Origin of the sequence: Marseilla massiliensis (assembly GCF_023336985.1) — a bacterium.
Lineage (GTDB): Bacteria > Bacteroidota > Bacteroidia > Bacteroidales > Bacteroidaceae > Prevotella > Prevotella intestinigallinarum.
In genome coordinates this window covers 211,308-231,501 of record NZ_JAMBLP010000002.1, presented here as the reverse complement: position 1 = coordinate 231,501, position 20,194 = coordinate 211,308, and the positions used below count along the sequence as shown (strand labels likewise).

The following is a 20,194-nucleotide window of genomic DNA, read 5'->3' as shown; positions in this document are numbered from 1 at the left end:
CGCCAAGTCTACAACCATAAAACCCAACGTCATGGATACGCTTGCATACATCGTGTGGAACCCCGACCTCACCGCCTTCATGGGCATGAGGTGGTATTCGCTGTGCTGGCTTGTGGGCCTGCTGCTGGCTTACCTCATAGTGAAGCGGCTCTACAAGGAGCAGAAAATAAGCCCCGAGCTGTTCGACCCTCTGTTTGTCTACTGCTTCGTGGGCATACTCATAGGCTCGCGCCTGGGCCATTGCCTGTTCTACCAGCCCGACTATTTCCTCTCGTCATGGCAGCATGTGGTCGAGATGATAGTGCCCATACGCTTCATGGCCGATGGCTCCGTCAAGTTCACGGGCTACGAAGGGCTGGCCAGCCACGGCGGCACGCTCGGCCTGATGGTAGCCCTCTGGATATACGTTCGCAAGACGCGGCTCAACATCTGGCGCGTTCTCGACAACATAGCCATAGCCACCCCGACCACGGCGTGCTTCATACGGCTGGGCAACCTGATGAACTCTGAGATAATAGGCAAGGTGACCGACGTGCCCTGGGCGTTCATCTTCGAGCGCGTCGACCCCATGCCGCGCCACCCGGGCCAGCTCTACGAGGCGCTGGCCTACGCCGTGCTGTTCTTCATTGGGTGGGCCCTCTACCGCAAGCACCCGCAGAAGGTGGGCACGGGATTCTTCTTCGGGCTGTGCCTGACGTTTATTTTCACCGCGCGATTCTTCATAGAATACACCAAGGAGATACAGGAAGCATTCGAGGCCAGCCTGCCTCTCGACATGGGACAGCTGCTCAGCATACCGTTCATAATTGTCGGGGTGATGTGCATGGCGGGCGGCAAGTGGATGCAGAAGTTAGGAACCGAACCACAAAAAAAATAAGACTATGAGGACAAGAAGACTGATCACGGTCTGCATGGCCGCACTGATGACGCTCACGGCGGCCACCGGCGCATACGCGCTGGCATGCAGCCAATGCCACGAGACGGGACAAGGCGGGCAGGAGTATGCCCCCAACGGTCACGGACACTACTACCGGGCGCAGCGCGGTTGCTGCCACGGCCGCTGGCGTACCGACTGCGTACAGGAATCGACTGGCTGTACCTACGGCCACGGTGCCTGCCGGGGCTATTACTGTGACAGCCGCCATGCCTGCTTCAACGGCTGCCCGGTGAGCGGCGCCGACGCCGCCACCTTCAAGCCGGTGGGCGGAGGCTACGCCAAGGATGCCGACGCCGTGTACTACAACGGGCGGCGTATGGAGGGCGCACACGTGCAGTCGTTCAAGTACATTGGGCGCGGGGTGGCGCGCGACAAGCGCCACACCTACATCGACGGTGTGCCAGCCGAGTGAACCATCCGACAACGGCACGCAGGGCCGGCATGGCGACAACACCCGCCGGCCCTGCGTGTTTTTTTGGCTTTATATAAATATTGAGAAATGAAGACGATAAGACTTGTTTACCCGCAATGGCAGGGTGGCGACATCGCACGGTGGATACCAGAGGTGAGCGACCCCGCCGTGGCTGCCCGCGGCTATGTGCTCGGGGCGCAGCTGCTGCAATTCCTTGCCCCGCAGAGCGACCAGGAGACTTATACGGTGCCTGTCGACGTGGCCCCGGGCGAGCGTGTTGTCACCGACGGGGTGCTCGACCGCGACGCCATAGTGCGACAGACAGAGGCCGCGCTGGCCATTCTGAAGGCGGCAAACCCCGACCGAGTGGTGACGCTCGGGGGCGAATGCTCTACCAGCGTGGTGCCTTTCACTTACATGGCCCACAGGTATGGCGGCGACGTGGCCATGGTATGGATAGACGCCCACCCCGACATAACACTGCCGGGCGACCCCTATGCGGGCTATCACGCCATGGCCGTGACGGCCTGCATGGGCATGGGCGACAAGAAGATTACGTCGGCGCTGCCCGCCGCCATACCCGCAGAGCGCATCATGATAGTGGGGTTGCGCGACTGGGAGCGCGACGACATACGGCTCAGGCAGCAGCAATTGGGCATTGCCCACCTTGCCCCGGAAGACGTGGTCGACGGCAGCGACGCGCTCACAGGCTGGCTTCGCCGTTGCGGAGCGTCGAAGGTGTTGGTGCATTTCGACATGGATGTGCTCGACCCTTCGGAGATAATAGCAGCCGTGGGCGTGGTTCCGGGCGGAATGAAGATGGCCGGCGTGGTGCGCTTAATCAACGACATAGCCCGCGAGAAAGACTTGGTGGCGCTCACGGTGGCCGAGCCCATGCCCCGAACGGCCATGCGGCTGCAGGCCATGCTGGCCGGCCTGCCACTGATGAAGTGAGCTGGCAGCGCCGCCCGACGGCACGTCTTTCGATGCCCGATGGCACATATTGCGCTGCCCGACGGCCGGTGTTAAAACGCCAAACGGCCCGTTCCGCAATGCGGAACGGGCCGTTTGGCGTTGCAATATGCGCCGTTTGGCACGGTGAAACAGGCCGTCTTGCAAACAGTTGTCGCACAGGCGGTTACGCCGTTGCGCGCGCGTTGCTAAACTTTTTAATGAATAAAGCCCCCTGCAGCGGCCGCCGCCGCGCCGTCGGCTCACACCTTGTCGCCGTAGCAAAGGTCGCCGGCGTCGCCCAGTCCGGGCACTATGTACTTGTGCTCGTTGAGCACCGGGTCGATGGCGGCACACCAAACGGTGGTCTTCTCGGCCGGCAGCGTGCGCCTGACGTGCTCAATGCCGTCGGGCGTGGCAAGCACACAGGCCACGTGGATGTGGCGTGGCTCGCCGCGGGTTAGGAAGGCCTTGTAGGCCATCTCCATCGAACAGCCCGTGGCCAGCATGGGGTCGGCTATCACGAGCGTCTTCCCCTCGATGCTTGGCGTGGCCAGGTACTCCACGTGGATGCCCACCTCGGTGTGCTCTTTGTTGGTGTACTCGCGGTAAGCGCTGACGAACGCGCAGGCCGCATGGTCGAACACATTGAGGAATCCGTTGTGGAACGGCAGGCCGGCGCGGAATATTGTGGCCAGCACAATGCCGTCGGCAGGCACCCTCACGCGCGACGTGCCCAGCGGGGTGGTCACCTCACGCTCCTCGTAACACAGCGTCTTGCTGATCTCGTAGGCCTCCATCTCGCCAACGCGCGAGATGTTGTTGCGGAACAAAAGGCGGTTGCCTTGGTAGCCAACGTCGCGCAGCTCGGCCACGTATTGGTTTACAATTGAGTCTGTTTCGCTAAGGTTTATGATCTTCATATCTTGTCTTGATTTTAAGTTTCACCCGGATGTTGTCGCCGCACGGAGCAGCCCGCAAAGCCCCCTTGCCCGGAAGCCATCATGCAAAGGTAAGGAATATCCGGCTTTTTTTGTAACATGCGAATGGCAAATGCACAACAAGGCATCTTATTTTTTAATACTTTAACCTAAAAAGATTTATATGTCGCCTTTTTTGCGCGCCCAAACTTTGCTCTCATACGTTTTTTTACTAACTTTGCGGTCGATTCAGGAACAAGGCAACGAAAGTGTAACTAACAAACTAAAATACAGTTATAAAATGGCAAAGTTTGACAAGTCAGTTTTGACAAAGTATGGAATCACAGGTACAACTGAGGTTCTTTACAATCCTTCCTACGAAGTGTTGTTCAACGAAGAGACAAAAGACGGGCTCACAGGTTTCGACAAAGGCCAGGAGACCGAGCTGGGTGCTGTAAACGTTATGACCGGCGTCTATACCGGACGTTCACCTAAAGATAAGTTCATTGTAGATGATGAGACATCTCACGACACCGTTTGGTGGGACAGCGATGAGTATCACAACGACAACCACCGTGCCACCAAGGAGGCTTGGGCCACCGTCAAGGACCTCGCATTGAAGGAGCTCTCAAACAAGAAACTGTACGTTGTAGACGGTTTCTGCGGCGCCAACAAGGACACACGCATGAAGGTTCGCTTCATCGTAGAGGTGGCATGGCAGGCTCACTTCGTGACCAACATGTTCATCCGCCCGCAGAGCGAGGCTGACTTCGAGCAGGAGCCGGACTTCATCGTTTACAATGCCTCTAAGGCAAAGGTGGAGAACTGGAAGGAGCTTGGCCTGCATTCAGAGACTGCAGTGGTGTTCAACGTGACATCAAAGGAGCAGGTTATACTCAACACCTGGTATGGTGGCGAGATGAAGAAGGGCATGTTCTCTATGATGAACTACTTCCTCCCGCTGAAGGGCATCGCCTCTATGCACTGCTCGGCAAACTGCGACAAGAACGGCGAGAACACCGCTATATTCTTCGGTCTGTCCGGTACGGGCAAGACAACTCTGTCTACCGACCCGAAGCGTCTGCTCATCGGCGACGACGAGCACGGCTGGGACGACAACGGAGTGTTCAACTTTGAGGGCGGATGCTACGCAAAGGTGATCAACCTCGACAAGGAAAGCGAGCCCGACATCTACAATGCCATCACGCGCGACGCCCTGCTTGAGAACGTCACAGTGGACGAAAACGGCAAGATTGACTTCGCCGACAAGAGCGTAACCGAGAACACCCGCGTGTCGTATCCTATCTATCACATCAAGAACATCGTTCGCCCGATATCTCACGCACCGGCTGCCAAGCAGGTGATATTCCTGTCGGCCGACGCCTTCGGAGTGCTTCCTCCAGTGTCGATACTTACTCCCGAGCAGACGAAGTACTACTTCCTCTCTGGCTTCACAGCCAAGTTGGCCGGTACAGAGCGCGGCATCACCGAGCCCACTCCTACCTTCTCGGCTTGCTTCGGCCAGGCTTTCCTCGAGCTGCATCCTACAAAGTATGCTGAGGAGCTGGTAAAGAAGATGGAGAAGAACGGTGCCAAGGCTTACCTGGTGAACACAGGTTGGAACGGAACAGGCAAGCGTATATCCATCCGCGACACCCGTGGCATCATCGACGCCATACTCGACCACTCTATCGACAAGGCTCCCACGAAGACCATTCCTTACTTCGACTTCGTGGTTCCCACACAGCTTGAGGGCGTTGACCCCAACATCCTCGACCCGCGCGACACCTATGCCGACGCTGCACAGTGGGAAGAGAAGGCCAAGGATCTGGCCGGACGCTTCATCAAGAACTTCGCCAAGTACGAAGGCAACGAGGCAGGCAAGGCTCTCGTGGCTGCCGGACCGAAGCTCTAATGCAGCTTAGTATTGTGGCGTAGGCATCTGTAAGGATTCTACACACCAACCATATTTCAAGCCCGTCCGGCCCTGTGCCGGGCGGGCTTCTTTGTGCCTTGCGCCGCAGGGCGGCCGCGTTTGGTGGGCCGGTGTGCTGTAGTGGGTGCTTCGCTCCGGCGCGGTCGGTATGCGTTTTCTGTGCCACGGTGTTGCCCCGGCCGTGGGTTTGTGCCATGGCGCAGCGGCAAACGGCCTGTTGCGCGCGCCATGCTGGAGTGCGGCGCTTGGTAATGATGCAAATGAAACACCCGCAAGCAGCTTACTGCAGGCTGCTTGCGGGTGTTTGCTTATGGGCGTCTGACGGGGTCAGCGGCGCCCAAGGTCGTCGTAGATAGACTGCAGTATGGCCTTGCCGCGATTCACCCTGACGGCCGTTTCGGCCTCCGACGGCTTGCCGTTGCGTGCCGAGTCTTCGTTTATCTTGTCGCTTATGATGCCGTAGACGGTGTGGCCGGTGCTGTCGGCAAAGCCGAATCCCTCTTTGAACGTGAAGAAGGCGAAGGGGTATTTGTAGTCGGTGCTGAACACATCGCGGCTGAACGTATACTCCTTGTGCGGTATGCGCAGCTGCCCGAGCAGCGTGGCGGGCATGTCGCTCTGGTTCATCAGCGTGCTCACCACGCGGTGCTGCCTCACCGCCCCGCCTATCCAGAGCATCGAGTTGTGGTGGTGCTGCTCGTGGGTGATGTCCGAAGGGTACTGGAATCCGTGGTCGGGCAGGCACACTATGAGCAGGTTGCGCCATGCGGGCGACTTCCTGAGGCGCTCCACAAACTGCCCCAGGCAGTGGTCGGTGTAGGCGAATGCGTTTGGTATCTTGTCGTCCAGCCGCTTGTAGGGCACCTCAAACGGCTCGTGGCTGCTCAGCGTCAGGAAGCAGATGTGCCACGGGCCGCTGCCCTGCGAGGCTATCATCCGCTCCAGCCGGGCAAAGGTCACGTCGTCGTTGGCGCCCCACGGGTTGTCCTTGCGCTCGTCGGCGCTGAAGTCTACGTCGCTCGTTATCGAGCCGTAGCCGCCCGTTCGCAGGTAGCTCTGCATGTTGGTGAAGTTGATGTCGCCACCGTAGATGAAGCTGCTGCGGTAGCCCCGGGCGTTGAGCGACGCCGCCAGGCACGGCAGCGTGCGGCTCTTCATGGGCAGTTTCATCACCGACTGCGTGGGGAAGCTGGGGTAGCCGCTCAGCGCCGACACCGTGCCGCGGTCGGTACGGAAGCTGTTTGAGTAGCAGTTGGTGAATATCACGCCCTCGCGGGCCAGCCTGTTGTAGTTGGGGGCAATGTCTTTCCGCCCGCTGACGGCCTCGACAAACTGCCCCCCGAAGCTCTCCATGAGTATCACCACCACGTTGGGCCGCTCGGTGTTGAGCAGCCTCACGGTGTCGGTCTCGGTGGGTGCATACAGTCCGTCGAACAGCCTTGCGCGCTCGCTCTCGCCGAAGTAGTCGAACTCGGCGGCGTAGTCTTCGGCCTTGCCTATCGAGGCCAGCATGCTGAAGCATGGGTTTATGGCGGCGTGGTTTAGGTATTCGTCTTCCGAGAAGTACACCTTGCCTATGTTGGCCGTCGACTCTCCCAGTCCGCCCCTTATAGAAACGGCCAGCGGAGCCGCCGCGCCTATCATCAGCAGCGTGGCAGCCGCCTTGCCTTTCAGCCCCGCCATGGGTTCGAGCTGCCGCGGGGTGACGGCCCGCAGCACCCATAGCAGCAGCGCGCCGTAGGCTGCTATCACCGCCAGGCGCAGGGCCACGTAGCCTGCCGAGACGCTGGCCAGGGCGTCTTTCGGCGAGTCGGTGTAATAGAATATGGTGGCGTCGAGCTTAAACTTCCAGAAAGGGTAGAGCGAAAGGTCGGCCACGAACATGACAGAGGCGCACAGGGCCACCACCACATAGTAGGCCGTGGCCACCGAGCGCAGCCTTATGCGGCGTGCGATCCACACCGACGCGATGGCCGCGAGTAGCGGCAGGGCAATGAGGTAGCCCGTCACGGGGATGTCGAGCAGCAGTCCGTGGGCCATCACGCTGATGCAGTCGGTCACGGAATAGTGGGCCCCGGCGGGCTTGTCTATCCACATGAACGCCGCCTTTTGGGTGACGAATATGGCCAGCAGCGCAAGATATAGTTTAATGAGCCATGCAAAACGTTGTTTCATAACGGTATCGTCTCTTTAAAAAACGATGCAAAATTATGAATAAAATGCTATATCTGGGAAAGTGGAGAAGTAAAAGAAGTTAAACGGGGGCGGTGGTAAGGAGTTAATGAGTTATGTAGTCAAGGAGTTAAGACGATGGATTTTGTTTTGGAAATTTGGAGTTATAGGGAGTTATAAGGAGGTAGGGGGAGTTAGAGGACAAATGTTTTTGATGTGTGTTTTTGGTGGTAATGAGTTAATGAGTTATGTAGTCAAGGAGTTAAGACGATGGATTTTGTTTTTGAGGTTTGGAGTTATAGGGAGTTATAAGGAGGTAGATGGAGTTAGAGGACAAATGTTTTTTATGTGTGTTTTTGGTGGTAAGGAGTTAAGGAGTTATATAGTCAAGGAGTTAAGACGATGGATTTTGTTTTTGAGATTTGGAGTTATAGGGAGGTATTGGGAGTTAGATGGAGTTAGAGGACAAATGTTTTTGGCTGTTGGTTTTGTGGTGGTTTTTGTAGTAAATTTTTACCGTTGGGGCGAGATATGGGCTTGTCTGCTATTTTGCTGTGTGTCAATGCTTTGCGCGTTTGGGCCGTTTCGCCTTGCAAAACCGGCCGTATCGCAGGCCCGAATGGCCCGTTTCATGCTGCCATCCGGCCTGTATGGCTGCATGAAACGGCCCCTGCTGTAGCATGTGTAATATAATTTGATGCATCGGTGGCTTGATGCCGGTTGCGTCGCTCCGCCGCAGTGGCCGGCGCAATGGCCTGTGATGGCGAGCACCGTAAGCCATCCGGCAGCCGGTGGAAGGGCTTGTTGCAGCCCTGTTCCCCGGTCAATGCATCCTCATACATCCATCTTCAGCACGCGCTCCACTATCGGCGCCATGTCGTAATACCTGTATTCGGCCAGCCGTCCGCCGAATATCACGCGCTGCTCCGCGTCGGCCAGCGCCTTGTATTGGCGGTAGAGGGCGTTGTTGCGCTCGTCGTTGATGGGGTAGTATGGCTCCATCCCGTCGTTCCATTCGGTGGAGTACTCCCGCGAGATTACCGTCTTGGGGCAGCGGTACACCTCGTCGCCGAACATCTCGAAGTGCTTGTGCTCTATCACCCTGGTGTAGGGCACGCTGCGCTCCGTGTAGTTCACCACGGCGTTGCCCTGGTAGTTGGGCGTGTCAACCACCTCTTGCTCGAAGCTCACCGTGCGGTATTCCAGCCTGCCGAAGCGGTAGCCGTAGTACTCGTCTATCTTTCCCGTGAACACAATCCGCTCCGCCGCGGCCTCCCATCGGGCCCTGTCGGCAAAGAAGTCGGTCGAGGTGAGCACCGGCGTGGGGCCTATCAGCCCGTCGATGAGTCTGTTGTAGCCCCCGATGGGTATGCCCTGGTACTTGTCGTTGAAGTAATTGTTGTCGAAAACCATCCTCACGGGCAGCCGCTTTATGATGAACGCCGGCAGCTCGGTGCACTTCCGGCCCCACTGTTTCTCCGTGTATCCCTTGACAAGCCGCTCGTATATGTCGCGCCCCACGAGCGCCAGGGCCTGCTCCTCGACGTTGCGCGGCTCGCTGACGCCTGTCCGGCGCATGGCCTCGAGGGCCTCGCTGCGCTGGCTTTCAATCATGGCGGCGGCCTCGGCCGGCGTGTTTACGCCCCACATGCGGTTGAACGTGTTCATGTTGAACGGCAGGTTGTAGAGCGTTCCCTTGTAGTTGGCCACGGGAGAGTTGGTGTATCGGTTGAACTCCACGATGGAGTTGACAAACTGCCACACCCCTTTGTCGGACGTGTGGAATATGTGCGCGCCGTACTTATGCACGTTGATGCCCTCCACTTGCTCGCAGTACAGGTTGCCGCCGGTGTGCGGGCGCTTGTCGATGATGAGGCAACGCCTGCCTGCCATGCGTGCCCTGTAAGCGAAAACAGCCCCGAAGAGCCCTGCGCCCACCACGAGGTAATCGTATTTTTCCATATTATTCATCAGATAAGTTGTGTTGTGTAGTGATATATTTCACTTGCAAATATACTAAAATATGTGCATACCCAAGCGGCGGCCGGTGGCATTTTTTGCCTCCGATAAATAGATAATGGGAAAAAAGGCGTATCTTTGCATTCAGTTTAAGCAACAAGTCTGAGATAAAGAATTTGCCCTATGGATTTGCATGAAGAGTCACGCGGAGGTTACGTGGTTACTGTTGGGATGAAGAAAGTGTGGGAGGTGCAGATGCAGCTCATGCGCAAGTTGCTCGAGGTGTGCGCCCGCCACGGCCTCAAGGTGTGGATTGACGGCGGCAGCCTGCTGGGCGCTGTGCGCGAGAAAGGCTACATACCGTGGGACGACGACATCGACATGATAATGATGCGCCCCGACTACGACCGCCTCGTGGCGCTGGCTGGCGAGTTCAGGCGGCCCTATTTCCTGCAGTGCGCCCACACCGACAAGGGTTACGCCAGGGGCCATGCGCAGCTTAGGATGGACGGCACGGCGGCCATATTGCGCACCGACGTCAACTCGCACGCGGCTTACCACCAGGGCATTTTCATCGACATCTTCGTCTTCGACGGCGTGCCGGCCACACGCGAGGAGCGCCTGGCCGCCGTGGCCGAGACGCAGCGGCGCATGAAGAAGCTGCGCGTGTTTACCGAATACCGCCCCGTACGCCAGGTGGGGCCGTTTATACGGAAGTGCTTCTACAGGCTCAAGTCGTTCGAGAAGTGCTTCGACTGGTATGAGCAGAGCTACAGGCAGTTCGACCTGGCCACGCATCCCAGGATATACAACTGGGGATGTTGCCTCGACAAGATGGAGACCCGGGGGGCCATCATGGCCCATTGGTACGACGAGACCGTGATGCTCCGGTTTGAAGACACGATGGTTCCGGCGCCTGCCGGCTACCACGAGTTGCTCACGGCGCTTTACGGCGACTACATGACACCGCTCCGGGAGCCCACCGTGCACGGCGATGTGCACTTCGACACCGGGCGCGACTACACCGAGGTGATGCGCCGCCTGCGCCGTGGCGAAGACGAGTTCTGACTGTCACTATATCGTTAAAGGAATAATGTTCGTAGCAATATGATACTACTAAGTTTTGATACCGAGGAGTTTGACGTGCCGCGCGAGCACGGCGTCGACTTCTCTCTGGAGCGCGGGATGGACGTGTCGGTGGCCGGCACCAACCGCATTCTCGACTGTCTGGCCATGAACGGGGTCAGGGCCACGTTCTTCTGCACAGGCAACTTTGCCGAGCGCGCCCCCGAGGTGATGTGCCGCATCATGGCCGAGGGGCACGAGGTGGCCTGCCACGGGGTTGACCACTGGCGCCCCCAGGCCACCGACGTGGAGCGCTCTAAGCAGATTGTGGAGCGCGTCACGGGCCGCACCGTCAGCGGCTACCGCCAGCCGAGGATGTTCCCCGTGAGCGACGAGGAGATAGAACGCATGGGCTACCGCTACAACTCTTCGCTTAACCCGGCCTTCATTCCCGGCCGCTACATGCACCTGTCGGCCCCGCGCACGTGGTTCATGCGAGGAAGCGTGATGCAGATACCGGCGTCGGTGACGCCGTGGGTGCGCTTCCCGCTGTTCTGGCTCGCCCTGCACAACCTGCCCGAGGGGCTATACCATGCCCTTGTGCGCCGCGTGCTGCGCCACGACGGCTACTTCGTCACCTACTTCCACCCGTGGGAGTTCTACGAGCTCAGGGAGCACCCGGAGTTCCGCATGCCCTTCATCATACGCAACAACAGCGGGGCCGCCATGGTGGCCCGGCTCGACAGGCTCATCAAGATGCTCAAGGGCAGGGGCCACCACTTCATCACTTTCAATGAGTTTGTGGACATAAAGCTGTCTGAAACACAACAATAAACGACGCGGTATATGATAAAGTTAGCCATTGTATTGCCTTGTTACAACGAGGAGGAGGTGCTGCGCGAGTCGGCCCGCCGGCTTGCCGGGCTCTTCGGGCAGATGGAGGCCGACGGCCGGATAAGCCCCGACAGCTTCATGCTCTTTGTCAACGACGGCAGCCGCGACGCCACCTGGGACATCATTGCGGCCCTGCACGCGGCCGACAAGCGTGTGCGCGGGCTCAACCTGGCGCGCAACGTGGGCCACCAGGCGGCTATCATGGCCGGCATGATGACGGCAAAAGACTGGGCCGACGCGGTGATAACCATCGACGCCGACCTGCAGGACGACCTGAAGGCCATACCGAAGATGGTCGACGAGTTTGCCCGGGGATACGACATTGTCTACGGGGTGAAGGTGCAGCGCACGGCCGACCCGCTGCTCAAACGGCTCTCGGCCGTGGCCTTCTACAAGCTACAGGCGCGCATGGGCGTTGAGAGCGTTTACAACCACGCCGACTTCCGCCTGATGAGCCGCCGCGCCCTGCAGATGCTCTCGGGCTACAAGGAGACCAACCTTTACCTGCGCGGCCTCATACCCCTTATCGGTCTCGACTCCACCACCGTGCCCGACGTCATCAGCGAGCGGCGCGCCGGCCACTCGAAGTATACGCTGGCCAAGATGCTTTCGCTGGCTCTCGACGGCATAACGTCGTTTTCCGTCAAGCCCATCTACTGCATACTGTGGCTCGGGCTGGCCTTCATACTGGTGAGCCTTGGCATTGCCGTATATGTGGTTCACGCCATCATGGCCGGCACGGCCGTGCCCGGATGGTCGTCGCTCATACTCAGCGTGTGGTTCGTGGGCGGCGTGGTGCTGCTCTCAGTGGGCGTGGTGGGGGCTTACATCGGCAAGATTTACAAGGAGGTGAAGCGCCGCCCGCTGTACAACATCAAGGAGGTGCTCGGCGGAGAATGATGCCTCCCGCTGTCGGCGGGCTGCATCCGGCCGGGCCGTGAGCACACGGCGGGGCTGTGGGCTTGTAAACAAAAAGTGCCTGTTTTTTTCGCTTTGCCGCCCCGCCAACTGGGTTTTGCCGGGCTGCCGCGGCCGCTTCTTTGCACCGCCGTGGCCCTGCCGCCGCACCAAACGGCCCCGACGGCGAGGCCGAACGGCCTGTTTTGCCCTGCCGGACGGCACGTATTGCATTGCAATATGAGCCGTCCGGCACATTGTTTTGTGGCGTTTTCACCACTTTAATCCATCTGTTCTACCGTTTGTCTTGGTTTTTTGCCTTGCTGTATTGCCCTTTTCTGATGCCAATGCGTTGTGGTACAGCGGGTTGGCGTTTGCCGCCCGAAACTGGCGCATTTGCCGTCTGCCGGCCCCTCGGTTGCAGTTTCGCCATTCTCAGAGAGGTGTTTGTCATCTTTTTTTGCCGTTCCCGCCGTTCCCGTTGATTGCTCCTGCCGCAGCCGTGGCCTTTGTTTGTCACTGCCGTTAAAAAAACTTTGCATTTATTTTGAGTTAAAGTCATTTTGCCTTATCTTTGCATAAGATAAGCTGCACTCGGCAATCGGCAAGTAAACTTGCATTGCCCTCGCTTGCATTATCTTTGCATAAGATAAGCTGCAATGCCCGCAGCAGGGCCGCATCATGGTAGCACAGGCGGCTGTGATGGCTCAATGTAGCGCTGAGGCTGTAGCCCGGCAGCGTTGCAAACAGGCCCCCAACCTAAAACCAACTACGATGCATATTGACAAGAAAGAGCGTATGCGCCGCGCCGAAGAGCTGTTCATGCAGGGGTTCAACTGCTCGCAGGCTGTCGTTGCGGCCTTTGCCGACATATATGGTTACACCCCCGAGCAGGCGTTGCGGCTCAGTGCGGGCCTCGGTGCAGGCATTGGGCGCATGAGGCTCACGTGCGGCGCCGTTTGCGGCATGGCCGTGCTGGCCGGCATGGACTGCGGCTCGGCCACACCGGGCGACCGCCAGGGCAAGTCGGCCTGCTACAAGGTGGTGCAGCAACTGGCTGCCGAGTTCAGCCGCGAGCACGGTTCCATCGTCTGCTCCGAGCTGCTCAGGCTCAAGAAGGGGGCGCCGCTCGACTATGAAGCCTCTGAGCGCACGGCCGAATACTACCGCACGCGCCCTTGCGTGAAGCAGATAATATCGGCCGCAAGGATATATGCGGAGTATTTGGACGGGGCCCCCTCCATACCTCCCTCTGTGGGTGAGGCTCCCGAAAGCGTGTGGTAGGCGGCTTGGCCTCTGCATGGCGGGCTGTCGGAACGGGCGGCCCGGCGGTGTCCTTCTCTCACGTAAAGTTGCCTAAGCGGGTGGCCCGGCGGCATCAATATATGTGTTTGCCTGCAAAGAGTGGCGGCGCAGCAGCTCCCTCCCCACGGGGGAGGGGTGGGGAGGGGCTTCTCATTAACGACAACAACAAAACATACGACTAATGGAAAATCACGAAAACGAAAGACTGCAGCTGCCCGAGAACGCTTTCCGGGAGCTGAAAGAAGGCGAGAAGTATGAGCCGGTGATGAACCCGCGGGAAAGCTATCCCGAGGTCAACGGCTGGTCGGTGACGTGGGGAGTGCTCATGGCCATGCTCTTCTCTGCCGCTGCCGCATACCTCGGACTGAAGGTAGGGCAGGTGTTCGAGGCCGCCATCCCCATAGCAATCATTGCCGTGGGCGTGTCCACTGCGGCCAAGCGGAGCAAGGCCCTGGGCGAGAACGTCATCATACAGAGCATCGGAGCCTGCTCGGGGGCTGTCGTCGCAGGGGCCATCTTCACCCTGCCGGCCATCTACATCCTGCAGGCCAAGTATCCCGAGCTGAGCGCGTCGTTCATCAAGATATTCATGGCCTCGCTGCTCGGAGGCATCATCGGCATACTGTTCCTCATACCGTTCCGCAAGTATTTCGTGAGCGACATGCACGGGAAATACCCGTTCCCCGAGGCCACGGCCACCACACAGGTGCTCGTCAGCGGCGCCCGTGGCGGCAACCAGGCCAAGCCCCTGCTGCTGGCGGGGCTCGTGGGAGGTCTCTACGACTTCGTGGTGGCCACCTTCGGCCTGTGGAACGAGAACTTCACCACGCGCGTCATCGGTGCCGGCGACATGCTGGCCGACAAGGCAAAGCTCGTGTTCAAGGTAAACACCGGGGCCGCCGTGCTCGGCCTGGGCTACATAGTGGGCCTGAAATACGCCCTCATCATCTGCCTCGGCTCGCTCTCGGTGTGGTGGATCATCGTGCCCGGCATGGCGCTGTTGTTCGGCGACAGCGTGCTCAACCAGTGGGATCCGTCGATAGCCACGGCCGTAGGCGACATGAGCCCCGAGCAGATATTCTCGTCATACGGCAAGAGCATAGGCATCGGCGGCATTGCCATGGCCGGCATAATAGGCATCATCAAGTCGTGGAGCATAATAAAGGGCGCCGTGAGCCTGGCCGCACGCGAGATGAAGGGAGGCACGCCGGCCGGCAAGGAGCAGCTGCGCACGCAGCGCGACCTGTCGTTCAAGATCATAGCCATAGGCTCGATAGTGACCATAGTGGCCATATTCCTCTTCTTCTGGTTCGGCGTGATGGACGGCAACCTGCTCTTTGCCCTCGTCGGCATAGTGCTTGTGGCCCTCATCGCCTTCCTCTTCACCACCGTGGCGGCCAACGCCATAGCCATAGTGGGCTCCAACCCCGTGTCGGGCATGACGCTCATGACGCTCATCCTGGCCTCGGTGGTCATGGTGGGCGTGGGGCTCAAGGGCACCGGCGGCATGCTCGCCGCGCTGATAATGGGCGGAGTGGTGTGCACGGCCCTGTCGATGTCGGGCTCGTTCATCACCGACCTGAAGATAGGCTACTGGCTCGGCACCACGCCAAAGAAGCAGGAAACGTGGAAGTTCCTGGGCACACTGGTGTCTGCCGCCACCGTTGGCGGCGTGATGATGCTGCTCAACGAGACCTACGGGTTTGCCAGCGGGCAGCTCGCCGCGCCCCAGGCCAACGCCATGGCCGCCGTGATCGACCCGCTCATGAGCGGCGTCGGGGCTCCCTGGGTGCTCTATGGCATAGGCGCGCTGATAGCCATCGTGCTCACGCTTTGCAACGTTCCGGCACTGGCTTTCGCCCTCGGCATGTTCATACCGATGGAGCTCAACATACCGCTGCTGGTCGGAGGGGCCGTCAACTGGTATGTCACCTCGCGCACAAAGGATGCAAAGGCCAATGCCGAGCGCGGCGAGAAGGGCAACCTGCTGGCCTCGGGCTTCATAGCCGGAGGCGCGCTCATGGGCGTGGTAAGCGCGTTGCTGCGCTTCTGCGGCGTCAGCTTCGACTACTCGGCATGGTGGGCCAACCCGCTGTCGCAGGTGTGCGCATTGGTGGCTTACGTGCTGCTAATAGCCTACTTCATACGCGCCACCAAGCCATCGCGGGCCTGACAGGGCAACAGCCTGTGGCCCAGTGGGTTGTGAAACGTGCCGTTTGGGATTGCCAAACGGCACGTTTTGCGTTGCCGTTTGGGCCGTATTGCATCGCCAAACGGCCCCGACGGCATTGCCATGCGCCCCGGGTAGGTGTGCCGGGCGCCCCGTAGCGCAAGATGCAGTGGCCCGGGCGAGTGCCTGCAACGCGGTTTGTTTTTTGCGCCGGAAGGCAAAAAAATTGGGCCGGAGCGATGGCCGTTCGGATTAATTTAATTATATTTGCAATCGGATAAAAAGCAAGTCGCAATACGGATTGTTCCGTTGTGAACGACAATATGCAGGCCCATCGTCCTTAACGGTGGGCATTTTCATAACATGCAAACCGCACAACCGGAAATGAATAGAATGGAAGAGACACTGAGAGACTTTGAGATAATGGCCCCGGTGGGGTCGCGCGAGAGCCTGGCCGCAGCCATACAGGCCGGCGCCGACTCTGTTTACTTCGGCATAGGGAGGCTCAACATGAGGGCCCACTCGGCCAGCGCGTTCACTGCCGACGACCTGCGCGACATAGCCTCGGAGTGCTCCGCTCACGGGATAAAGACATACCTGACGGTCAACACCATCATTTACGACGAAGACATGGACGCCATGCGCCAGACCGTCGACGCCGCCCTTGAGGCCGGCATAAGCGCCGTCATAGCCAGCGACGTGGCCGTGATGGAGTATTGCCGCCGTGTGGGCATGGAGGTTCACCTCTCCACACAGCTCAACATCAGCAACACCGAGGCCCTGCGCTTCTACGCCCGCTATGCCGACGTGGTGGTGCTGGCCCGCGAACTGAGGCTCGAGCAGGTGGCCGAGATACACAGGCGCATAGCCGAAGGGCCCATCTGCGGGCCGTCGGGGCAGCCCGTGCGCATCGAGATGTTCTGCCACGGGGCGCTGTGCATGGCCATCAGCGGCAAGTGCTACATGAGTCTCGACACCGCGGGGCGCTCGGCCAACCGCGGCGAATGCGTGCAGATATGCCGCCGCTCGTACACCGTTACCGACACGGAGACGGGCAACCAGCTCGAGATAGACAACAAATACATCATGAGCCCCAAGGACTTGAAGACCGTGCGCTTCATCGACCGCATGATGGAAAGCGGCGTCAGGGTGTTCAAGATAGAGGGCCGCGCACGCGGGCCTGAGTATGTATACAACGTGGTGAGATGCTACAAGGAGGCCATTGCAGCCGTGATTGACGGCACGTTCACCGAAGAGCGCAAGGACGAATGGGACCGCAGGCTCGCCACTGTGTTCAACCGCGGCTTCTGGGACGGCTACTACCAGGGCCAGACCCTCGGCGAGTGGAACACCAACTACGGCTCCAACGCCACCGAGCGCAAGGTTTACGTGGGCCGGGGGGTAAAGTATTTCGCCAAGATAGGGGTGGCTGAGTTCAGCGTCGACGCCGCCGAGTTCAGCGTGGGCGACAAGTTGCTCATCACCGGGCCTACCACGGGAGTAATCTATGTGACCCCCGACGAGATTCACGACGACGTGCAGGCCGTGCAGACAGCGCGCCAGGGCACACGTGTGGCCATACGGGTGCCGGCCAAGGTGCGCCCCAGCGACAAGCTCTTCCGCATCGACAGCGCTGCCGGCTGACCGCCGGAGCCATGCTGCCGTGGGGCCGTGGCTGAAGGCAGGGGGCGCCCGGGGCAGGGCGGACGACGACAATAGCAATTAAAAACAAACAGATATGACAATCAACGAAGCACAAGACGAGGTGATAGAGGAGTTTTCCGACTTCACCGACTGGATGGACAAGTACCAGCTGCTGATAGACCTGGGCAACGAGCAGCAGCCGCTCGACGAGCGATACAAGGTGGAAAGCAACCTCATCGACGGCTGCCAGAGCCGCGTATGGCTGCAGGCCGACTATCACGACGGCGTGATTGACTTCAGCGCCGAGAGCGACGCGCTCATCGTAAAGGGCATCATAGCGCTGCTGATAAGGGTGCTCAGCGGCCACACACCCGACGAGATAATCGATGCCGACCTATATTTCATAGAGAAGATAGGGCTCAGGGAGCACCTCAGCCCAACGCGCAGCAACGGCCTGCTGGCCATGATCAAACAGATGCGCATGTACGCCCTGGCCTTCAAGACGAAGCAGTCTATGTGAGTGACGGGCTCCGGAAACGGCCCGCATGCAGACGACGATACCAACAAACCAATAATCAAAAGACCTATGAACAAGACTTTCATTACAAGAGCAATAGCCTTTGCTGTCACGGTGGTGGCCGCACAGGCTGCCGCAGCGCAGGACTATAACGTGCACCACAGCGGCGACACGGTCATTGCCGAGCTTTCGCCGCAAGCCATCTTCGTGCGCACGAGCGGCGACACTACCATTGTTGAGATAACGAGTCCGAAGCGGTATATCTTCCTTCCGGTAGAGAAAGACAAGCCGGAGGTGAGGGTGCAGCTCTCCACGGGCAGTCCCGACGACCCTTGGAAGAGCGTTCGCCTGGCCAGGGAGAAGATTGATTACTACACGCCCATGCCCCTTGGCGGCGGCGAGAAGGCCACGCTAAAGTTCCTGGGCATTGCCCCCGATGCGCTCGCGCTGCAGGCGCTGAAGATGGACGACACGTGGAGCAAGCCCCGCAACAAGTGACGGGGCACGTTGCAATGGGCCGCGGACCGTTGCCATGGGCAGCCTGTGGTATGCCCGGGCGGGCCGCATTTGGCCTTGGCGGTGGTGTGGCTGTCGGGCCGCCGGTAGCGGCCCGGGCAGCGATATGTGCCGTTTGGGAGTGTAAAACGGCCTGTTTTGCAATGTGAAACGACCCGTTTTGCAGCACAATACGGCCCGTTTTGCAACACATTGAGGGTCAGGTGGTTGCGTGCCCGTGCTGCCGTGGCCGCCGTCGGTTTATTATATAGTGATTTAGGAATGCGAGTGTTGGATGTGTGTTTGTCGCTTCGTGGCGCATCGTTGGCATGCGCTGGCAGGGCAGCGTGCGCCGCGGCCCGGCCAGAGGCAGCAGGATGCCCGTCGCGGGATGGCTTGCGTCGGTTCAACATTCATAGACAACTTTCGGTTTATGAAGGATTTCACATTTTACAGCCCCACCGAGTTTGTGTTCGGACGGGGCACAGAGCATCAGACAGGTTCTCTTGTCAGGGCTTACGGTGGCACACGAGCCATCGTGGTGTATGGTGGAGGCTCGGCCGTGCGCAGCGGCTTGCTGGGCCGCGTTGAGGAGTCGCTGGCCGAGGCAGGCGTGGAATACTGCGAGCTTGGCGGGGTGCAACCCAACCCCACCGACGCCAAGGTGTATGAGGGCATCGACCTGTGCCGCCGCGCCAAGGCCGACTTCCTGCTTGCCGTGGGCGGCGGTTCGGTCATCGACACAGCCAAGGCCATGGCGGCGGGAGTGCCCTACAGTGGCGACTTCTGGGATTTCTTCGCCGGGCGGGCCGTGCCGGGCGAGGCCCTTCCCGTGGGCGTGGTGCTCACCATCCCGGCCGCCGGCAGCGAGGGGTCGGGCAACAGCGTGATAACCAAGCTGGACGGGTTGCACAAGCTTAGCCTGCGCACGCCGAAGGTGTTGCGCCCGGCCTTTGCCGTGATGGACCCCGCGCTGACGTTCACTCTGCCCGCATGGCAGACGGCATGTGGCGCTACCGACATGATGGCGCATATCATGGAGCGGTACTTCACCAACACCGAAGCCACCTCGGTGGCCGACCGCATGTGTGAGGGAGTGATGCTTTCAATAATAGAAGAGACGCCCAAGGCCCTGCACAAACCCGACGACTATGGCGCAAGGGCCAACCTGATGTGGGCCGGCACCGTGGCTCACAACGGCACGTGCGGCGTGGGATGCGAGGAAGACTGGGCGTCGCACTTCATGGAACACGAGGTGAGCGCCGTCTACGGAGTTACCCACGGCGCCGGGCTGGCGGTAATCTTCCCCGCCTGGCTCACCTACATGGCCGGGCACAACGTGCGCAAGGTGGAGCAGTGGGCGCGCCGCGTGTGGGGCGTGGTGGCCGGTGCCGACGCCATGTCGGTGGCCCTTGAGGGCGTGGCATGCTTCAAGCGTTTCCTGCATTTCATAGGCATGCCCGTGACGTTTGGCGAGCTGGGCATCGCCAATCCCGACATATCGCTGCTTGTCGACAAGCTCCATGAGGACAAGGGCGAGCTCGTTGGCAACTACATTCGCCTTGACCGGAAGGCCACGCGCGAGATTTACGAACTGGCCCTTTAGCCGTTGCGGAGGGCCGCAGCCTGTGGCTTGTGTTCCGGGAGTTGATGATTTGTATTCCTGAAGTTAAGGAGTTATATTCCAGGAGTTAAGGAGTTAAGGGAGTAAAGGAGTTAAGACGTATGCCTTGTGGCCTGTTTGGGGGCTCCGTATGGCATTGGCGTCTTGGCTCCTTTGCTCTTTTCGGATTGGCGGGGCGTTGTCCAGGCGTGGCAATATGCCTGGAAAATACTCCACAAATTAGTGTAATTGTGGTAGATTTATCCGTAAAACGGCTAACGGTTTGTGCGCTTTTATGAGTAATTTTGCAGCGTGAT

Annotated in this window: 18 protein-coding genes; 14 read left to right on the top strand and 4 right to left on the bottom strand. The window is 59.4% G+C overall.

The annotated features are described in order from the left end of the window. Positions 1 to 31 precede the first annotated feature (31 nt). From lgt to M3089_RS02250, 3 genes are all read left to right on the top strand, one after another. The gene (gene lgt / locus M3089_RS02260) at positions 32 to 877 is read left to right on the top strand and encodes a prolipoprotein diacylglyceryl transferase (protein ID WP_249081510.1); all 846 of its coding nucleotides are present in this window, start codon (positions 32 to 34) and stop codon (positions 875 to 877) included. Between the two features lie 4 nt (positions 878 to 881). Next, positions 882 to 1,349 carry a DKNYY domain-containing protein gene (locus tag M3089_RS02255; RefSeq protein WP_249081509.1) on the top strand — a complete coding sequence of 156 codons (468 nt, stop codon included), beginning with the start codon at positions 882 to 884 and terminating at the stop codon, positions 1,347 to 1,349. 87 nt (positions 1,350 to 1,436) lie between these two features. Next, positions 1,437 to 2,303 (top strand): arginase family protein, encoded by an 867-nt coding sequence (locus M3089_RS02250; RefSeq protein ID WP_249081508.1) that lies wholly within the window; start codon positions 1,437 to 1,439, stop codon positions 2,301 to 2,303. A gap of 260 nt (positions 2,304 to 2,563) precedes the next feature. Here the strand turns inward: M3089_RS02250 and upp are convergent, their stop codons facing one another. Then, positions 2,564 to 3,223, bottom strand: coding sequence for a uracil phosphoribosyltransferase (upp, locus tag M3089_RS02245; protein WP_249081507.1), 660 nt, complete (start codon positions 3,221 to 3,223; stop codon positions 2,564 to 2,566). Between the two features lie 298 nt (positions 3,224 to 3,521). Here upp and pckA point away from each other — a divergent pair, with 298 nt between their 5' ends. Further along, the gene (pckA, locus tag M3089_RS02240) at positions 3,522 to 5,135 is read left to right on the top strand and encodes a phosphoenolpyruvate carboxykinase (ATP) (RefSeq protein ID WP_205106909.1); all 1,614 of its coding nucleotides are present in this window, start codon (positions 3,522 to 3,524) and stop codon (positions 5,133 to 5,135) included. 348 nt (positions 5,136 to 5,483) lie between these two features. Here the strand turns inward: pckA and M3089_RS02235 are convergent, their stop codons facing one another. Beyond that, a complete protein-coding gene (locus M3089_RS02235; protein ID WP_249081506.1) occupies positions 5,484 to 7,331 on the bottom strand; it encodes an LTA synthase family protein in 1,848 nt (615 codons plus the stop codon). A gap of 142 nt (positions 7,332 to 7,473) precedes the next feature. On the opposite strand from M3089_RS02235, the gene M3089_RS02230 reads away from it, so the two are divergent. Further along, positions 7,474 to 8,007, top strand: a complete 534-nt coding sequence (locus M3089_RS02230) for a hypothetical protein (protein ID WP_249081505.1) — start codon at positions 7,474 to 7,476, stop codon at positions 8,005 to 8,007. 155 nt (positions 8,008 to 8,162) lie between these two features. Here the strand turns inward: M3089_RS02230 and glf are convergent, their stop codons facing one another. Continuing rightward, entirely contained in the window at positions 8,163 to 9,290 is a 1,128-nt protein-coding gene (gene glf / locus M3089_RS02225; RefSeq protein ID WP_249081601.1) for a UDP-galactopyranose mutase, read from the bottom strand. Positions 9,291 to 9,470: 180 nt separating this feature from the next. Here glf and M3089_RS02220 point away from each other — a divergent pair, with 180 nt between their 5' ends. The 3 genes from M3089_RS02220 to M3089_RS02210 are packed head-to-tail and all read left to right on the top strand — an operon-like array spanning position 9,471 to position 12,146. Beyond that, positions 9,471 to 10,355 (top strand): LicD family protein, encoded by an 885-nt coding sequence (locus tag M3089_RS02220; RefSeq protein WP_249081504.1) that lies wholly within the window; start codon positions 9,471 to 9,473, stop codon positions 10,353 to 10,355. Between the two features lie 39 nt (positions 10,356 to 10,394). Further along, positions 10,395 to 11,186, top strand: coding sequence for a polysaccharide deacetylase family protein (locus tag M3089_RS02215; RefSeq protein WP_249081502.1), 792 nt, complete (start codon positions 10,395 to 10,397; stop codon positions 11,184 to 11,186). A 12-nt stretch (positions 11,187 to 11,198) separates the two neighbouring features. Then, positions 11,199 to 12,146 (top strand): glycosyltransferase family 2 protein, encoded by a 948-nt coding sequence (locus M3089_RS02210; RefSeq protein ID WP_249081500.1) that lies wholly within the window; start codon positions 11,199 to 11,201, stop codon positions 12,144 to 12,146. 278 nt (positions 12,147 to 12,424) lie between these two features. On the opposite strand, the gene M3089_RS02205 is transcribed toward M3089_RS02210, so the two are convergent. Beyond that, entirely contained in the window at positions 12,425 to 12,685 is a 261-nt protein-coding gene (locus M3089_RS02205) for a hypothetical protein (RefSeq protein WP_249081499.1), read from the bottom strand. Positions 12,686 to 12,917: 232 nt separating this feature from the next. Between M3089_RS02205 and M3089_RS02200 the strand changes: the two genes are divergently transcribed. From M3089_RS02200 to M3089_RS02175, 6 genes are all read left to right on the top strand, one after another. Continuing rightward, a complete protein-coding gene (locus M3089_RS02200; RefSeq protein WP_249081497.1) occupies positions 12,918 to 13,427 on the top strand; it encodes a C-GCAxxG-C-C family protein in 510 nt (169 codons plus the stop codon). A gap of 202 nt (positions 13,428 to 13,629) precedes the next feature. Continuing rightward, entirely contained in the window at positions 13,630 to 15,621 is a 1,992-nt protein-coding gene (locus M3089_RS02195) for an OPT family oligopeptide transporter (RefSeq protein WP_249081495.1), read from the top strand. A 390-nt stretch (positions 15,622 to 16,011) separates the two neighbouring features. Further along, positions 16,012 to 17,262 carry a peptidase U32 family protein gene (locus M3089_RS02190; RefSeq protein WP_249081600.1) on the top strand — a complete coding sequence of 417 codons (1,251 nt, stop codon included), beginning with the start codon at positions 16,012 to 16,014 and terminating at the stop codon, positions 17,260 to 17,262. A 94-nt stretch (positions 17,263 to 17,356) separates the two neighbouring features. Further along, positions 17,357 to 17,782: a SufE family protein gene (locus M3089_RS02185; RefSeq protein WP_249081493.1), complete on the top strand. Its 426-nt coding sequence runs from the start codon at positions 17,357 to 17,359 to the stop codon at positions 17,780 to 17,782. Positions 17,783 to 17,848: 66 nt separating this feature from the next. Beyond that, entirely contained in the window at positions 17,849 to 18,277 is a 429-nt protein-coding gene (locus M3089_RS02180; RefSeq protein ID WP_205106926.1) for a DUF4980 domain-containing protein, read from the top strand. A gap of 430 nt (positions 18,278 to 18,707) precedes the next feature. Further along, entirely contained in the window at positions 18,708 to 19,880 is a 1,173-nt protein-coding gene (locus tag M3089_RS02175; RefSeq protein ID WP_249081491.1) for an iron-containing alcohol dehydrogenase, read from the top strand. Positions 19,881 to 20,194: the final 314 nt, after the last annotated feature.

What these genes read in the sequence shown, in the direction of transcription:
- M3089_RS02180 (WP_205106926.1), top strand. Translation starts at nt 17,849, where the DNA reads ATGAACAAGACTTTCATTACAAGAGCAATAGCCTTTGCTGTCACGGTG.
- M3089_RS02185 (WP_249081493.1), top strand. Translation starts at nt 17,357, where the DNA reads ATGACAATCAACGAAGCACAAGACGAGGTGATAGAGGAGTTTTCCGAC.
- M3089_RS02200 (WP_249081497.1), top strand. Translation starts at nt 12,918, where the DNA reads ATGCATATTGACAAGAAAGAGCGTATGCGCCGCGCCGAAGAGCTGTTC.
- M3089_RS02215 (WP_249081502.1), top strand. Translation starts at nt 10,395, where the DNA reads ATGATACTACTAAGTTTTGATACCGAGGAGTTTGACGTGCCGCGCGAG.
- M3089_RS02235 (WP_249081506.1), bottom strand. Translation starts at nt 7,331, where the DNA reads ATGAAACAACGTTTTGCATGGCTCATTAAACTATATCTTGCGCTGCTG.
- M3089_RS02205 (WP_249081499.1), bottom strand. Translation starts at nt 12,685, where the DNA reads ATGCAAAGTTTTTTTAACGGCAGTGACAAACAAAGGCCACGGCTGCGG.
- M3089_RS02190 (WP_249081600.1), top strand. Translation starts at nt 16,012, where the DNA reads ATGGAAGAGACACTGAGAGACTTTGAGATAATGGCCCCGGTGGGGTCG.
- M3089_RS02175 (WP_249081491.1), top strand. Translation starts at nt 18,708, where the DNA reads ATGAAGGATTTCACATTTTACAGCCCCACCGAGTTTGTGTTCGGACGG.
- M3089_RS02195 (WP_249081495.1), top strand. Translation starts at nt 13,630, where the DNA reads ATGGAAAATCACGAAAACGAAAGACTGCAGCTGCCCGAGAACGCTTTC.
- pckA (WP_205106909.1), top strand. Translation starts at nt 3,522, where the DNA reads ATGGCAAAGTTTGACAAGTCAGTTTTGACAAAGTATGGAATCACAGGT.
- M3089_RS02220 (WP_249081504.1), top strand. Translation starts at nt 9,471, where the DNA reads ATGGATTTGCATGAAGAGTCACGCGGAGGTTACGTGGTTACTGTTGGG.
- M3089_RS02210 (WP_249081500.1), top strand. Translation starts at nt 11,199, where the DNA reads ATGATAAAGTTAGCCATTGTATTGCCTTGTTACAACGAGGAGGAGGTG.
- lgt (WP_249081510.1), top strand. Translation starts at nt 32, where the DNA reads ATGGATACGCTTGCATACATCGTGTGGAACCCCGACCTCACCGCCTTC.
- glf (WP_249081601.1), bottom strand. Translation starts at nt 9,290, where the DNA reads ATGGAAAAATACGATTACCTCGTGGTGGGCGCAGGGCTCTTCGGGGCT.
- M3089_RS02255 (WP_249081509.1), top strand. Translation starts at nt 882, where the DNA reads ATGAGGACAAGAAGACTGATCACGGTCTGCATGGCCGCACTGATGACG.
- M3089_RS02250 (WP_249081508.1), top strand. Translation starts at nt 1,437, where the DNA reads ATGAAGACGATAAGACTTGTTTACCCGCAATGGCAGGGTGGCGACATC.
- upp (WP_249081507.1), bottom strand. Translation starts at nt 3,223, where the DNA reads ATGAAGATCATAAACCTTAGCGAAACAGACTCAATTGTAAACCAATAC.